The organism is Enterobacter sp. BIDMC92 (assembly GCF_001030225.1).
Taxonomy (GTDB): Bacteria; Pseudomonadota; Gammaproteobacteria; order Enterobacterales; family Enterobacteriaceae; genus Enterobacter; species Enterobacter sichuanensis.
In genome coordinates, this window is the sequence record NZ_KQ087598.1 from 1,301,037 (window position 1) to 1,315,218 (window position 14,182).

The window sequence follows — 14,182 nt, forward strand, 5'->3', positions numbered from 1 at the left end:
ACAACATCGTGACGCTCGACCCTGAAACAGATTTAAAACTGGAGCGCGTGGTGGATGCACCACGCGACCTGCTATGGCTGTGCTGGACTACGCCTGAGCACATCAAAAACTTCTTCATTCCTGCACCCCATAAGGTGACCGAATGCGATCTCGATCTCCGCGTGGGCGGGCGGTTCAACACCGTGTTTGAGGTGGACGGTCAGCGGATGGATAACCGCGGCGTCTTTCTGGAAATCGATCCTGGCAAAAAGCTGGTCTTTACCGACGGTTATACCGAAGGCTGGAAACCGGCCGAAAAGCCGTTTATGACGGCGATTCTGTTGCTGGAAGATGTCGGGGAGGGCAAAACCCGCTACACGGCCATTGCGCGGCATCCAACGAAGGCGATCCGCGAGCAGCATGAGCAGATGGGCTTCCACGAAGGGTGGGGGATTGTGCTGGATCAACTGGTGGGGTATGTGAAGGGGCTTAACGCGTAGGGCTCTTAGACCCCCTCTCCCTTGAGGGAGAGGGATCCCCAGTAATTTTTTAGCCGAAGCGATGAATATTTCCTCAGGAATATGATTGGATTACAGCGACGCCCTGGTCCGGCTGTAAATCGCTGAGGCGTTTCCTGCAGGCCGGGGCGAGGCGCAGGGATGCGCCGAGAGGGCGGGCTTTACATGGACGTTGCCTCCGCCCGTCCCCGATAAGCCGGAAGGAATAAGCCGAAGGTACCGCGAAGCGGCGATTTACCGCCGGGAGCCCGGGTCGCCAGGGCGGCGGCGACTGAGCCGCCCTGGCACGTTCACAGGCCATGCCGTTACAAAGTAGCAAGGAACATAAAGTGAACGGAATAACCTCTACAGCCGTATGTTCCCCCTCACCCCAGCCCTCTCCCTCAGGGAGAGGGAGAAAAATCATGCCAGTCGCGGATACGCATCCGCAATCGCATCACCGGTAAACCGGGCCACCCAGCCTTCCGGGTTGTCAAAAATACGGATCGCGGTAAAATTCGGCTCTGAACCCATATCAAACCAGTGCGGCGTGCCCGCCGGCACGGAAATCAGGTCGTTTTTCTCGCACAGCACCTGATACACCTCATCACCAATGTGCAGGCAGAACAGCCCGGCACCTTCTACAAAGAAGCGCACTTCATCTTCGCCGTGGGTGTGCTCGTTCAGGAACTTCGCGCGCAGCGCCTCTTTCTGCGGGTTGTCGGCGCGCAGGCTGATCACATCCCAGCTCTGGTAACCCTTCTCCGCCACCAGCTTATCGATCGCATGCTGATAAGCTTCGATCACGGCTTCAGGCGTGGGGTCCTGTCCTAAATCCCGATCGGCCGCCCAGCGTTCAAAGCGCACGCCTTTGGCGTTGAGCTGTTGGGCAATTTCGTCCGCGTCGGTGCTGTGCCACTGATGCTTACTGGCGTCTTTATCAGAGTAAATCGTTAATGCGCTCATGAAGGGATCTGCTCCGGGTTAATCTCATCAAACTGGTGAACCTGATGATGGTGGCTTGCGCCGTCATCATCACCGCGAATCAGCTGCAGGGTGCGAAAACCTGCCTGTTCAGCCGCGTCCAGCTCCTGATGAATATCTGACAGGAACAGGATTTGCGACGGGGAGATGCCCGTTTGCGCCGCAATGTTCTGATAAGACTGCACTTCACGCTTGGCGCCGATGTGGGTATCAAAATAGCCGCTGAACAGATGAGTAATATCACCTTCGTCGCTGTAGCCAAATAACAGTTTTTGCGCTGCGACGGAGCCAGAGGAATAAACATAGAGATCAATCCCTTGCGCTTTCCATTTTTCCAGCGCAGGGAGCACGTCCGGGTAGAGATGGCCGGTAAAGTCGCCATTGACGTATCCGTCGTGCCAGATAATCCCCTGCAGTGCCTTCAGCGCCGTCGATTTGCGGTCTTCATCCATAAAGGTAAACAGGGTGTCGATAAGAGTGCTGACGCTGGCGTGCGGCGCGTCAATTTCATCGCGCAGATTGTCCAGAATGGATTTGACCGGCTCGGCGTACTGCTGAGCGGTGACGAAGGCCGCCAGACGCTCACGCGCGTAGGGGAACAAAACATCATGGACAAAACGGATATCGCTGGTGGTGCCTTCAATATCCGTCACAATTGCGCGAATCATACCTTCTCCAGTTGTCGTAAACGCATTTCGCATTCAAATAAGAATTCTAACCCTTCAAGATGACGACGGGCCTCGGCCACATCGCGTCCCCAGCAGGTTAAGCCATGGCCGCGCAGAAGAAAACCATAATTAAGCGGGCGTTCCTGTGCGTAATGGGCGATTCGCGAGGCGAGGGCGTCGATATCCTGGTCGTTGTCAAACACCGGAATGGCCACCGTATCCAGATGGCTGGTTTGTCCGGTGAGGGATTTTTGCATCTCGAAGCCGTTGATGTTGAGCTCAGCTTCTTTCACCAGACGCGACAACACCGTGGCGTTAACCGTGTGAACGTGCAGCACGGCGTTGGCTTCCGGGAACAGACGATAGATCAGGGTGTGCAGCCCGGTCTCCGCCGAGGGCTTGCGGCCAGATGGCGCGCGGTTGGTGGCGATCTCCACCTGCAAAAAATCCTCTGTTGTGAGGCTGCCTTTGTCTTTTCCGGATTCGCTGAGCCAGCACAGATGTTCGTCCTGACGCACCGACATATTGCCGCCGGTGGCAGGCGCCCAGCCTTTGGCCCCGATCCAGCGGCAGGCGTCGACCAGAGAGGTGAGTTGCGGGTTGTCTGTCATTGCCTTGTATCCTCCCGGACAGGAATATGAATAGCATATAGACGTCTAAGCGTCTTGATTGCCAAAGACTAACATCGTGTTATAGTGGCGGCAACATAAGTATTACAAGCAGGCACAACACAATGAGCACTAACGCATTGATTCCGCAGAGTAAGCTTCCTCAACTGGGGACAACCATCTTTACGCAGATGAGCGCCCTGGCGCAGCAGCACAATGCGATTAACCTTTCGCAGGGGTTCCCGGATTTTGACGGACCGTCATATTTGCAGGCGCGCCTGGCGTACCACGTCGCACAAGGGGCGAATCAGTACGCGCCGATGACCGGCGTGCAGGCGCTGCGGGAGGCCATTGCGGACAAAACGGCTGAGCTATATGGCCATAAGCCTGATGCAAATACTGACATCACGGTGACGGCAGGGGCTACCGAAGCGCTGTATGCGGCGATCACGGCGCTGGTCCGCACCGGCGATGAGGTGATCTGCTTTGACCCAAGCTACGACAGCTACGCGCCGGCGGTTGAACTCTCCGGCGGCGTGGTAAAACGGGTGGCGTTACAGCCACCGCATTTCCGTCCTGACTGGCAGGCATTCGCTGCGCTGCTGAGTGACAAAACCCGCCTGGTGATCCTGAATACGCCGCATAATCCCTCGGCGACCGTGTGGCAGAAGGCCGATTTCGCCGCGCTGTGGCAGGCTATCGCCGAACGCGAGATTTATGTTCTGAGCGATGAAGTGTACGAGCACATCTGCTTTGCAGAGGAAGGGCACGCCAGCGTGCTGGCCCATCCGCAGCTTCGCGAACGGGCTATCGCCGTGTCGTCATTCGGTAAAACCTATCATATGACCGGCTGGAAAGTGGGCTACTGCATCGCGCCGGCCGCCATTAGCGCGGAGCTGCGCAAAGTGCACCAGTACCTGACGTTTGCCGTGAATACGCCAGCCCAGCTGGCGCTGGCCGATATGCTGCGCGCTGAGCCCGGACATTATCTCGAATTACCGCATTTTTACCGCGAACGTCGGGATCTGTTTGTCTCAGCGCTCAGTAAAAGCCGTCTGGAGATTTTGCCTTCGGAAGGGACTTATTTCCTGCTGGCTGACTACAGCGCGGTTTCCGATCTGGATGACGTCAGCTTCTGCCAGTGGCTGACCAAAGAGGTGGGCGTGGCGGCGATCCCGTTATCGGTATTTTGCGCCGATCCCTTCCCGCATAAGCTGATCCGTCTCTGCTTTGCGAAACAGGAATCGACGCTGCTGGCGGCGGCAGAACGTCTAAACGCGCTCTGATTATTTTACCGTCCAGGCTTCGGAGTATCGACGGTCTGCAAAGAGTTCCAGCAGGCCGTTGATTTGCCTGAGGCGCAGGACCTCGTCGTTGTCCATCCCCAGTTCCTGACTGATTTTCTCGTCATCCCAGCCAAGCTGGGCCAGCTCGCGGACGATGTCGGACATCGCACTAATCTGGTGACGACCCCGGGCACGATTATGGCGAATGGTGGCCGCCATCCGGTCGAACTTTTTCTGCCGTTCTTTACGCAGAAAGGTGACGGGCAGGTAGCCTTTAAGCTGGCGCTTTAACACCGCCCGGTTCGAACCCATTTCGTGGCGGTGAAAGCCGTCGACGATTTCATAATGTTGAGTATCGCTTTCCGTTACCACAATGGGCTGGGTGAAACCGTCCAGCTCCAGTGATTTGCAGAGCAGCCGTTTTTCCGGCGGCGCGACGTTATTGGGGTTGTAATCGTTCGCGGTGATATCGTCCTGTTTAATCCACAGCACGCAGTCGACAGGCTGCTCACGGAAAGGGCTATTTTCATGAATGGCCTGACGAAAGGCGTTGATGGCTTCAATGCGTTGGTCTTCGGGAAGAGACTGAAGATAACGTTTAATTTCCTGAATCAATCGTTGCTGCATAATATTCCCCACTCCTTGCGTTTTGACTTTATCCGTTCGCTGTAACGCTGATAATGCTTTGGTTTATTAGGGCTGAATGAAAGCGCCCGACACCAGTAGTCATTATTGAGTAATACCTTACACACGCGTCGCCAGGACGGAATATCTTTCGCCCCGATATCGCCTTCCTGCGTGTCGGGAATATCGGCCATGCCTCTCTTCTGATACCAGTGTAAATAAACCGCGATTTTATTGCGGTAATGTTCCGCCGTCATTTGCGGCATGCTGTCGAGCAGCAGCAGGGCGTATTCCCGCCAGCTGAGCGCGTCGGGTTTCAGAATTTTGCGGTGGCCATAAAAATGATTGTCCTGCCCGGCATAGACGCCACCGCAGTGAACGCCCGCTACCCGCTCGCACATCGCCGCCCAGCGCTCGGGCTCCACGACGTGATAGAGCCACAACCCCTGGCGCTGCTCGGGGCCAAAGGGTTCACAGATGCGCATATAGCGCGGGGGGACGCCCGCCTGGAACATCAGGTCGTAAAGCGGGTTATAGCATCCGCCCGTTTTGGCAAACCATGTCCAGATATCAGCGGTTTTCCAGTCATAAAGCGGATAGATATACCAGGCGTGGCCGCCAGGGGCGACGGTGGTCCAGGGTTTGTCATCGGCAAAACGCTGCTTTCGCGCATTGGCGATGGTCAAAAAACGGTTGTAGGATTCATCGGCGCGAATACCGACCATCATTGCCGCCGGGCGTCGTTGGGCATACCAGTCGGAAAAGGTGCGGACAAAGGCTTCAAACGTCATGCCTGGCTGGTAGAAATCGAAGTAAGCCGGATCGGTAATCGCCTCTGCAGGCGGCTGGCGCACCCACTGTTTCCCTGGCTCCCAGCATTGCCATTCTGGCTCGAATTGTGTCAGGGCATTTTGGGTGGTGAGTGGGAGCGCAACCCACCAGTATTGTTCAATCACGTCGGCGTATTGCGCGAGCATATTATTTACATGCTGAATGGTATAGGTAAACTGCGCTTCCCAGTCGATAAAAAGCAGATGAATTTTTCTCCCCATTTTGCGGGCCTGGCGGGCCGTTAAATGCAGCATAATGGTGGAATCTTTCCCACCTGAAAATGAAACACAAACCCTGGGTAGATTCTCAAGCGTCCATGTTATGCGGTCCTCCGCAGCCTCCAGGACATTTTGATTGAGCGGATATTTATACATTGACATAACCAATCTTCTCCCTGGATATAAATACCGGATGGGTGTCAATTAAGGTGTGAGGATAATAGTAGTGAAAAACAGGAGCAGGTAAATGAAAAAGAGAAAAGTTTTTATTATCTATAAATGAGGATTATCTGTTAATAAATGAAAAGGGCTGTGTTAACCCCAGCCCGAGGTGTTTAAATTTCCGCAACTTGTCCAATAAAGGTCGAGAAAATCGAGCTGTTTAGGGCAGAGCGGTTATAAATCATGAACACATCCACAGGGGGAAGCGTGATCGGGGCGTGCAATCTTTTGAGCCGCATTACGTCTTTGTATTTTTCAAATAATACTTCGGGCAAATAACCAATGAGATGCGAGGCGCTAATCATGGCGAGGATCGTGTATACGGAATCGCAACGGAAACCAATGTTTTTCTCGGCATGCACCTTCGCCACTTGTGACTGGTAGTTCTTCACGCCAGCTTCCTCGCTGAGGAAAATCGTAAATTTCTCTTCCTGAAGTTCTTCCATCGTCACAACGTCTTTCATGCGCGGGTGATCCTGACTGCATACCATAACCATCGAATAGCTCGCATAAGGGACACACACCATGGAACGGTTGTTAACCGGCGCCATAGAAAAAATAAGATCCGCTTTACGGTACGCCAGCAAGTCTTCTGCGGAATCAGCAGTCAGCAGCATATCGTGAAGCTCTATCTCGTAATTATGATGTCTCATCAAGAGCTTAAGCGGGGTAATCAGGTTTTCCGTCGTCAGGATTTGCGGACTGTAGACGATAAAATTCTTTTTAAGTGCAGACGCATTCATAATGTTGATTGTCTGCTCAAGCTGATTGAGGTTTTGCTCAAGATGATGGTGAAGATTGACACCCACCGTGGTGGGCGTAATTCCTTTCCCCGAACGGATAAACAGCGGATCGTTGAGCTGGTTACGCAGCCGCTGCAGCGATTGACTGACGGCTGACGGAGTAATGTACAGCGTTTCTGCTGCCTTGCTGATGCTAAGATGCTGGTAGATACATTCGAAAATGACCAGCAGGTTGAGATCGAATTTTTTAAGGTCGTAAAGGTTTGCCATGTTTCATCCTGAGTGAGCTGCGTTGCGTTATCACATCACTGATAACTATAGAACTAAGTTAACTATTTACCATCCGTGATAGTTAACTAACTTAATTGTTATTGAATGCGAACTTAATATATCACGAACGTAGATTAATGAAATAGAACTTCAATTATGATGAAGATATTTTTATCTTTAAAAACGCAAATAAAATTGAATAAAAATAGTGTCGTTTATATATCGACAAGTAAATATCACTCATTTCTATTTTTCACGCCGGATAAGAGGGGCGTGCGTGAAAAGGACCGTTTGGTAAAACCTATCACAGCCATAGATACGATTACCCCTTTCGCGCATTGCTCTGGGTCAGTACGGGTGCTGTAATCAGGAGGCTGTTACGATCCTGATATAAAGGTAAGTAGAGCGCAACGCAACGCCAGTGTTACTGGCACTGAAAGTTCCTGTGGAAAGTTCAGGTATCAGGGCCGCCCACCAGGGCGGCCTTTTTACTTTCGGGCTTTTGTTTATTCAGTTCTTAACGTTGTCTTGATTGGGTTGTTAGGTTTGGCTGATTGATTTGATAAAGCATACGCATTAGCCCCGATGGATAAAGTTGGTTACCTTACATCTCAACGAAAACACGGAGGAAGTACAGATGTCTTTGATTAATACCAAAATTAAACCTTTCAAAAACCAGGCGTTCAAAAACGGTGAGTTCATTGAAGTCACTGAAAAAGATACCGAAGGCCGCTGGAGCGTGTTCTTCTTCTATCCTGCTGACTTCACCTTCGTTTGCCCGACTGAACTGGGTGACGTGGCAGATCACTACGACGAACTGCAGAAGCTGGGCGTAGATGTTTACTCAGTGTCTACCGACACCCACTTCACCCACAAAGCATGGCACAGCAGCTCTGAAACCATCGCCAAAATCAAATACGCGATGATCGGTGACCCGACTGGCGCCCTGACCCGTAACTTCGACAACATGCGTGAAGATGAAGGCCTGGCTGACCGCGCGACCTTCGTTGTTGACCCGCAGGGCATTATCCAGGCTATCGAAGTTACCGCTGAAGGTATCGGCCGTGATGCTTCTGACCTGCTGCGTAAAGTGAAAGCGGCTCAGTATGTTGCTTCTCACCCAGGCGAAGTCTGCCCGGCGAAATGGAAAGAAGGCGAAGCGACCCTGGCGCCATCTCTGGACCTGGTCGGCAAGATCTAAGTCTGTAAAGCCTGGCGGCGCTGTGCTTGCACAGGCCTGCAGTATCGTAGGCCGGGTAAACGAAGTGCCACCCGGCAATCAATGGGCGCACCCGCGCCCATTTCATTCCAGCACCATGATGCAAGTTGCATTCAGGCCGCCCGCAGAAAGGCTGCTTGCATGATGACGTTTTAAGAGAGGGAAGAATAATGCTCGACACTACGATGAAAACCCAGCTCAAGGCCTACCTTGAGAAACTGACCAAACCTGTTGAGCTGATTGCCACGCTGGACGACAGCGCGAAATCGGCAGAAATCAAGGAACTGCTGGCAGAGATCGCTGAACTGTCGCCAAAAGTGACGTTCAAAGAAGACAATTCCCTGGCAGTCCGTAAGCCTTCTTTCCTGATAACCAACCCAGGCTCTGATCAAGGGCCGCGCTTTGCCGGTTCCCCGCTGGGGCATGAATTTACCTCGCTGGTGCTGGCCCTGCTGTGGACCGGCGGCCATCCGTCGAAAGAAGCACAGGCGCTGCTGGAGCAGATCCGCGATATCGACGGCGATTTTGAGTTTGAGACCTATTACTCACTCTCCTGCCACAACTGCCCGGACGTGGTGCAGGCGCTGAACCTGATGTCGGTTCTGAACCCGCGCATCAAACACACGGCTATTGACGGGGGTACTTTCCAGAACGAAATCACCGATCGCAACGTGATGGGTGTTCCGGCAGTGTTCCTGAATGGGCAGGAGTTTGGCCAGGGGCGTATGACCCTGACGGAAATTGTCGCCAAAGTGGATACCGGTGCCGAAAAACGTGCTGCCGAAGAGCTGAACACGCGTGATGCGTATGATGTCCTGATTGTCGGTTCTGGCCCGGCGGGCGCGGCGGCGGCGGTGTACTCCGCACGTAAAGGGATCCGTACCGGCCTGATGGGCGAACGTTTTGGTGGTCAGGTACTGGATACCGTGGACATTGAAAACTATATCTCAGTACCGAAAACCGAAGGTCAGAAACTGGCCGGGGCACTGAAAGCGCACGTCAGTGATTATGCAGTGGATGTGATCGACAGCCAGAGCGCCAGCAAGCTGGTTCCGGCCGCGGTTGAAGGTGGCTTGCATCAGATTGAAACCGCCTCCGGCGCGGTGCTGAAAGCGCGCAGTATTATCATTGCTACCGGCGCGAAATGGCGCAACATGAACGTCCCGGGCGAAGATCAGTATCGCACTAAGGGCGTGACCTACTGCCCGCACTGCGATGGTCCGCTGTTCAAAGGGAAACGCGTGGCGGTGATCGGCGGCGGTAACTCCGGCGTGGAAGCGGCTATCGACCTGGCGGGTATTGTGGAACACGTTACCCTGCTGGAGTTTGCCCCGGAGATGAAAGCCGACCAGGTTCTGCAGGACAAAGTACGCAGCCTGAAAAACGTCGACATCATCCTGAACGCGCAGACCACGGAAGTGAAAGGTGACGGCAGCAAGGTGACCGGTCTGGAATACCGCGACCGCGTGAGTGGCGATGTCCACAGCGTAGCGCTTTCGGGAATCTTCGTGCAGATTGGCCTGCTGCCAAACACCACCTGGCTGGAAGGGGCGATTGAGCGCAACCGTATGGGCGAAATCATTATTGATGCGAAGTGTGAGACCAGCGTGAAGGGCGTATTTGCGGCCGGCGACTGTACCACAGTGCCTTATAAACAGATCATCATCGCCACTGGCGAAGGTGCGAAGGCGTCCCTGAGTTCATTCGACTATCTGATTCGCACCAAAACCGCATAAAAAAGTAAGACGACACCTGCAATAGCAAGAGGCCACCGGAAGGTGGCCTCTTTTTTTATCTGACAACCATCACCGGAATGTGCGTGTGGCGGATCACGCTGGAGGCGTTCGACCCGAGCAGATGCGTGGTGATGGACGGGTTACGCGAACCGATGACCACCACGTCAGCTTTCAGTTCGTTTGCCAGTTCGTTTACCGCATCACGCACGCTGCCAAACCGGACGTGCGTTTTGATGCGTGAAGGGTCGATGCTGAAATGGCCAACCATGGTTTGCAGGCGAGTTTCCGCCTCGTGCTGCAAGTGCTCCTCGAAGCGACGCACATCGGCGGCGAAGCGGTGAAGGCTCAGGCTGGCGGAGCCTGGCAGCACGTGCAACAGATGGATGACACCGTCCTGCTGCGCCAGGAACTCGGCATGGCGTACGGCCTTGTCGCTCAGCTCCATCTCAAAAACATCAACCGGCATAATGATTCTCTGATACATACCCGTTTCTCCTTGTTTATAAACGCTGAACTCATTCAACCACAAAATAGTCATGGTTTCTGTAAGCGCCTCGTCAGTTTTCTTATCTCGCCAGGAAAAATCTCAAAAGGCCTCTATTCCCGGGCAGACCTTCAGGGGTAGCTACCCTTATACACTTACCTGGAACCTTTCGGAGGTCGCATGAAAGCACTTACGTATCACGGTCCGCACCATGTTCGCGTCGAGAATGTCCCTGATCCCATCATTGAACAGCCCGACGATATCATTCTGCGCGTTACGGCCACGGCGATCTGCGGCTCCGATTTGCATCTCTACCGTGGCAAGATCCCGAAGGTGCAGCACGGCGATATTTTTGGTCACGAATTCATGGGCGAAATTGTTGAGTGCGGCTCAGAGGTGAAGCAGCTGCAGAAGGGCGATCGCGTGGTGATCCCTTTTGTCATCGCCTGCGGAGATTGTTTCTTTTGTCGTTTGCAGCAGTACGCGGCCTGTGAGAATACCAATGCCGGACAGGGCGCGGCTCTGAACAAAAAGCAAATCCCCGCGCCGGCAGCGCTGTTTGGCTATAGCCATCTCTACGGCGGCGTGCCGGGGGGACAGGCGGAATACGTGCGCGTGCCGAAAGGTAACGTCGGGCCGTTTAAAGTCCCGCAACTTCTTTCTGATGATAAGGCGCTGTTCCTGTCGGATATTTTGCCCACGGCCTGGCAGGCGGCAAAAAATGCGCAGATCGAAAAAGGTTCAAGCGTGGCGGTTTACGGTGCCGGGCCGGTGGGGCTACTGACCATTGCCTGCGCACGGCTGTTAGGGGCCGAGCAGATCTTTGTTATCGATCACCACCCGTATCGGTTGCAATTTGCCGAGGCGCGTTACGGTGCCATCCCCATCAACTTTGATGAAGATAATGACGCCGCGGAAAAAATCATCGAGCAGACCGCCGGCCAGCGTGGAGTTGATGCCGTGATTGATGCGGTAGGATTCGAAGCGAAAGGCAGCACCACGGAAACGATCCTCAGCAATCTTAAAATTGAAGGCAGCAGCGGGAAAGCGTTGCGTCAGTGTATTGCGGCCGTTCGCCGTGGCGGGGTGGTCAGCGTACCCGGCGTGTACGCCGGGTTTATTCATGGCTTCCTGTTTGGCGATGCCTTCGATAAGGGGCTGACGTTTAAGATGGGCCAGACGCACGTTCACGCCTGGCTGGGCGAACTGTTACCGCTGATCGAAAAAGGGCTGCTTACGCCGGAAGAGATCGTCACCCATTATCTCCCCCTTGCGGATGCGGAACGCGCCTAGAAGATTTTCGAAAAACGGGAGGAGGAGTGCCGGAAGGTGATCCTGGTTCCTGGCACCGAAACGCCCGAGGCGGCGGAACAGCAGGTTAAAGGGCTGGTAAATGCCTTTCCGGGTGGGGTGGTGTGAGGTGACTCATCTACCAGTGGCGCTCCAGATAAAGCACCGCCGTGACGATAATCGCTACAAAAATGAGAAAAATAAGCGTGATAACCCCTATCTCACTCATGACCGTCCCCGCGGCACCAAAACAGATTAAGCGTGGATTAAGGCCATTTTGCGCGATATAGGAAATTAGGGTGAATTGGCGGAAAGAGGATGCGACTGCATCCTCTGTGCAACGCGGGGCGCGCTTGTTCAGAAGGGGGTTAACGCAGGTAATCGCCCGCCGCTTCTGGCTGGTAGAGTAACGCCAGGACTTCCAGATGGGTTGAGGCGCCGCCCGGTAATTCCCAGTGGATGGTATCTCCCGTGCGCAGCCCCAGCAGTGCGGCCCCTACAGGTGCGAGGACAGAAAGCTGAGTGCTGCTGTCCGTCATCTGCGCCGGGTAAACCAGCGTGCGGGTCAGCTCTTCACCGGTGGTCAGGTTGCGGAATTTTACCTGGCTGTTCATGGTGACCACGTCATGGGGCATTGACTCAGGCGTGCACATTTGTGCCCGGTCGAGCTCCTCATTCAGGGCGTCTGCCACTGGCAGTGAGGCAAATTCTGCTTTTTCCAGCAGTCTGTCGATACGTTCTGCGTCGAGCTCGTTAATGATAATGGTTGGTCTGGACATTTTTACTCCATGTCGTTAATGCTGCGTGTTACGCAGAAACTGATCCAAAAGAAAACCCTCGCCGTCTGGCAGCGAGGGTTTAACTCTCCCGATGATACTGGCTGAGCGCATAAGTTTGAAGTGATGAAGGTCACATTCATGGTCCATATGAATTTTCGTTGAAATTTATTCAGTCTTCCTTTCCGCTGGATTGCGTTACGCTGAGCGTTCTGAACCGGGGTCTGGTGCGAAGCGCCATGCCCACCAACGAGAGAGCACTATGTACTTCTATCAACCGTCTCAGGGGCACGGCCTGCCGCATGACCCGCTGAATGCCATTATTGGCCCACGTCCTATCGGCTGGATCTCCTCATCTGATAAGGCCGGTCAATTGAACCTCGCACCTTACAGCTTCTTTAACTGCTTTAACTATCGTCCGCCTATCATTGGTTTTTCCAGCAACGGCTGGAAGGACAGCGTGCGTAATATTACCGAAACGGGGGAGTTTGTCTGGAACCTGGCCACGCGCGATCTGGCTGAAGCGATGAACCAAACGTCCGCGATGCTTCCGCACGACCGGGATGAGTTTACCTTTTCCGGATTGACGCCGGCGGCGAGCCAGCTTGTTAAGGCGCCGCGCGTGGCGGAGAGCCCGGTGAATTTTGAGTGCCGCCTGTCGCAGTGCATTCAGCTGACCGGCGCCGACGGTACGCCGGTTGATACCTGGCTGGTGCTGGGGGAAGTGGTCGGTATCCATATTGCCGAATCGCTGCTGGAAGAGGGGATCTACCAGACGGCGAAAGCGCAGCCCATCCTGCGTGCGGGTGGGCCGACGGCGTACTATGGCATCAGTGATGAAAACCGGTTTGATATGGTTCGCCCGGGTGCGGGTCAGTAACCGGCCTTATCTACCACGAATTGTTTACCGCAGTTACCCGGATGTGGCTGCGGGGCAAATGACGTCGCAGACAGCGGGTTATTGATGGTGTCTGCCTTGAGTGAAATCTGCATTTCGGTCAGATACGCCGGATTGCCATTGCAGGTGAGCTTGAACGCTTTGACGTTTTCCTTGCCCCAGCTTTTGGCAACGGCGCGGTCAAAGTCGCTACGGTTGACGGTTTTCCCGTAGTTATCGGCGAGGAATTGACCGACAGCGCTGCTTTTTACTTCCTGATTCATCCGCACCATCGTGCCGAAATAGGCATCGGGATCAAAACCAAAGCAGACGCCATGTTTGGCATACTCGTAACGCTCCAGGCAGGAATTACCGCCCGCGCCCGGCATCACGCTGTTAAGCTTTGCGGCACCGGACAGCGACAGTCCGGTTTCGGCGGCGGCACATTTGCGGCTGGCCTTCGCTTCCGGCAGGTTCGGGATCGGGCGCGTGGCGCAGCCAAAGCGCATCCATCGACGTTCATCCACGCCGCGGGCGGCAATCGATTTCGGCAGGCCTGGCCAGAGTCCGTGAACGGTCAGAAAATCGACTTTATTGTCGGTCTCTTTTTGCAGGCGACACTCTTCTGGTTCATTACGGTTGCGCTCGACCATGCTCTGACAAAACCCGGTTTGCCAGGAGAGCGCCAGCACATAACGATCGAAATCGCCATACTGCGTTGCCTTGAGCGGTTCGGCCTGTGCGGAGAAAACACAAAGAGCAAGCGCGATTGCGCCAGACGGGATAACGATATCCTTCCTGAACATATGATTTCCTGATCGAATGAGCACAATAAATTTCTGGAAGTTATTAAAGCACAAAAAGCGCCCG

General features: G+C 54.1%; 15 protein-coding genes and 1 pseudogene. 6 read left to right on the plus strand and 10 right to left on the minus strand.

The genetic code is table 11. From position 1 onward, the window contains the following. Positions 1–8 precede the first annotated feature (8 nt). Positions 9–479, plus strand: coding sequence for an SRPBCC family protein (locus SP99_RS05865; RefSeq protein WP_045286208.1), 471 nt, complete (start codon positions 9–11; stop codon positions 477–479). Positions 480–899: 420 nt separating this feature from the next. On the opposite strand, the gene SP99_RS05870 is transcribed toward SP99_RS05865, so the two are convergent. Genes SP99_RS05870 through SP99_RS05880 form a run of 3 tightly spaced genes read right to left on the minus strand, consistent with a single transcriptional unit; the run spans position 900 to position 2,739 of the window. After that, positions 900–1,442: a 1,2-dihydroxy-3-keto-5-methylthiopentene dioxygenase gene (locus tag SP99_RS05870; protein WP_047958007.1), complete on the minus strand. Its 543-nt coding sequence runs from the start codon at positions 1,440–1,442 to the stop codon at positions 900–902. Then, a complete protein-coding gene (gene mtnC, locus SP99_RS05875) occupies positions 1,439–2,128 on the minus strand; it encodes an acireductone synthase (RefSeq protein ID WP_047958008.1) in 690 nt (229 codons plus the stop codon). Before mtnC ends, SP99_RS05870 begins: the two co-directional genes overlap by 4 nt. Beyond that, positions 2,125–2,739: a methylthioribulose 1-phosphate dehydratase gene (locus SP99_RS05880; RefSeq protein WP_047958009.1), complete on the minus strand. Its 615-nt coding sequence runs from the start codon at positions 2,737–2,739 to the stop codon at positions 2,125–2,127. Before SP99_RS05880 ends, mtnC begins: the two co-directional genes overlap by 4 nt. 122 nt (positions 2,740–2,861) lie before the next feature. On the opposite strand from SP99_RS05880, the gene SP99_RS05885 reads away from it, so the two are divergent. Beyond that, the gene (locus tag SP99_RS05885) at positions 2,862–4,022 is read left to right on the plus strand and encodes a pyridoxal phosphate-dependent aminotransferase (protein ID WP_047958010.1); all 1,161 of its coding nucleotides are present in this window, start codon (positions 2,862–2,864) and stop codon (positions 4,020–4,022) included. On the opposite strand, the gene SP99_RS05890 is transcribed toward SP99_RS05885, so the two are convergent. From SP99_RS05890 to citR, 3 genes are all read right to left on the minus strand, one after another. After that, complete coding sequence (locus tag SP99_RS05890; RefSeq protein WP_047958011.1) at positions 4,023–4,649, minus strand: IbrB-like domain-containing protein; 627 nt, start codon at positions 4,647–4,649, stop codon at positions 4,023–4,025. It lies immediately after the preceding gene. Then, positions 4,634–5,857 carry a phosphoadenosine phosphosulfate reductase gene (locus SP99_RS05895; protein ID WP_047958012.1) on the minus strand — a complete coding sequence of 408 codons (1,224 nt, stop codon included), beginning with the start codon at positions 5,855–5,857 and terminating at the stop codon, positions 4,634–4,636. The genes SP99_RS05890 and SP99_RS05895 overlap by 16 nt, the downstream gene beginning before the upstream one ends. A gap of 173 nt (positions 5,858–6,030) precedes the next feature. Then, positions 6,031–6,930, minus strand: a complete 900-nt coding sequence (gene citR / locus SP99_RS05900) for a DNA-binding transcriptional repressor CitR (RefSeq protein WP_025756320.1) — start codon at positions 6,928–6,930, stop codon at positions 6,031–6,033. Between the two features lie 637 nt (positions 6,931–7,567). On the opposite strand from citR, the gene ahpC reads away from it, so the two are divergent. Beyond that, on the plus strand, positions 7,568–8,131 hold the full coding sequence (gene ahpC, locus SP99_RS05905) for an alkyl hydroperoxide reductase subunit C (protein WP_008501015.1): 564 nt from the start codon (positions 7,568–7,570) through the stop codon (positions 8,129–8,131). 188 nt (positions 8,132–8,319) lie between these two features. After that, positions 8,320–9,885 carry an alkyl hydroperoxide reductase subunit F gene (ahpF, locus tag SP99_RS05910; RefSeq protein ID WP_047958013.1) on the plus strand — a complete coding sequence of 522 codons (1,566 nt, stop codon included), beginning with the start codon at positions 8,320–8,322 and terminating at the stop codon, positions 9,883–9,885. A gap of 55 nt (positions 9,886–9,940) precedes the next feature. On the opposite strand, the gene uspG is transcribed toward ahpF, so the two are convergent. Further along, positions 9,941–10,369, minus strand: coding sequence for a universal stress protein UspG (uspG, locus tag SP99_RS05915; protein ID WP_025756322.1), 429 nt, complete (start codon positions 10,367–10,369; stop codon positions 9,941–9,943). A gap of 180 nt (positions 10,370–10,549) precedes the next feature. On the opposite strand from uspG, the pseudogene SP99_RS05920 reads away from it, so the two are divergent. Beyond that, positions 10,550–11,788, plus strand: a pseudogene (locus tag SP99_RS05920) (zinc-dependent alcohol dehydrogenase). A gap of 10 nt (positions 11,789–11,798) precedes the next feature. On the opposite strand, the gene yldA reads toward SP99_RS05920, so the two are convergent. Continuing rightward, on the minus strand, positions 11,799–11,888 hold the full coding sequence (gene yldA / locus SP99_RS25240; RefSeq protein WP_008501020.1) for a small membrane protein YldA: 90 nt from the start codon (positions 11,886–11,888) through the stop codon (positions 11,799–11,801). A gap of 139 nt (positions 11,889–12,027) precedes the next feature. Further along, positions 12,028–12,438, minus strand: a complete 411-nt coding sequence (gene rnk / locus SP99_RS05925) for a nucleoside diphosphate kinase regulator (RefSeq protein ID WP_025756324.1) — start codon at positions 12,436–12,438, stop codon at positions 12,028–12,030. Between the two features lie 259 nt (positions 12,439–12,697). Between rnk and SP99_RS05930 the strand changes: the two genes are divergently transcribed. Beyond that, positions 12,698–13,315 (plus strand): flavin reductase family protein, encoded by a 618-nt coding sequence (locus SP99_RS05930; RefSeq protein ID WP_025756325.1) that lies wholly within the window; start codon positions 12,698–12,700, stop codon positions 13,313–13,315. Here the strand turns inward: SP99_RS05930 and rna are convergent. Beyond that, on the minus strand, positions 13,309–14,118 hold the full coding sequence (rna, locus tag SP99_RS05935) for a ribonuclease I (protein WP_047958015.1): 810 nt from the start codon (positions 14,116–14,118) through the stop codon (positions 13,309–13,311). The genes SP99_RS05930 and rna overlap by 7 nt on opposite strands. Between the last annotated feature and the right edge of the window lie 64 nt (positions 14,119–14,182).

Excerpts from the sequence above, each read along its gene's own strand:
- SP99_RS05870 (WP_047958007.1), bottom strand. The coding sequence starts at position 1,442 with ATGAGCGCATTAACGATTTACTCTGATAAAGACGCCAGTAAGCATCAG.
- mtnC (WP_047958008.1), bottom strand. The coding sequence starts at position 2,128 with ATGATTCGCGCAATTGTGACGGATATTGAAGGCACCACCAGCGATATC.
- SP99_RS05880 (WP_047958009.1), bottom strand. The coding sequence starts at position 2,739 with ATGACAGACAACCCGCAACTCACCTCTCTGGTCGACGCCTGCCGCTGG.
- SP99_RS05885 (WP_047958010.1), top strand. The coding sequence starts at position 2,862 with ATGAGCACTAACGCATTGATTCCGCAGAGTAAGCTTCCTCAACTGGGG.
- SP99_RS05890 (WP_047958011.1), bottom strand. The coding sequence starts at position 4,649 with ATGCAGCAACGATTGATTCAGGAAATTAAACGTTATCTTCAGTCTCTT.
- SP99_RS05895 (WP_047958012.1), bottom strand. The coding sequence starts at position 5,857 with ATGTCAATGTATAAATATCCGCTCAATCAAAATGTCCTGGAGGCTGCG.
- citR (WP_025756320.1), bottom strand. The coding sequence starts at position 6,930 with ATGGCAAACCTTTACGACCTTAAAAAATTCGATCTCAACCTGCTGGTC.
- ahpC (WP_008501015.1), top strand. The coding sequence starts at position 7,568 with ATGTCTTTGATTAATACCAAAATTAAACCTTTCAAAAACCAGGCGTTC.
- ahpF (WP_047958013.1), top strand. The coding sequence starts at position 8,320 with ATGCTCGACACTACGATGAAAACCCAGCTCAAGGCCTACCTTGAGAAA.
- uspG (WP_025756322.1), bottom strand. The coding sequence starts at position 10,369 with ATGTATCAGAGAATCATTATGCCGGTTGATGTTTTTGAGATGGAGCTG.
- yldA (WP_008501020.1), bottom strand. The coding sequence starts at position 11,888 with ATGAGTGAGATAGGGGTTATCACGCTTATTTTTCTCATTTTTGTAGCG.
- rnk (WP_025756324.1), bottom strand. The coding sequence starts at position 12,438 with ATGTCCAGACCAACCATTATCATTAACGAGCTCGACGCAGAACGTATC.
- SP99_RS05930 (WP_025756325.1), top strand. The coding sequence starts at position 12,698 with ATGTACTTCTATCAACCGTCTCAGGGGCACGGCCTGCCGCATGACCCG.
- rna (WP_047958015.1), bottom strand. The coding sequence starts at position 14,118 with ATGTTCAGGAAGGATATCGTTATCCCGTCTGGCGCAATCGCGCTTGCT.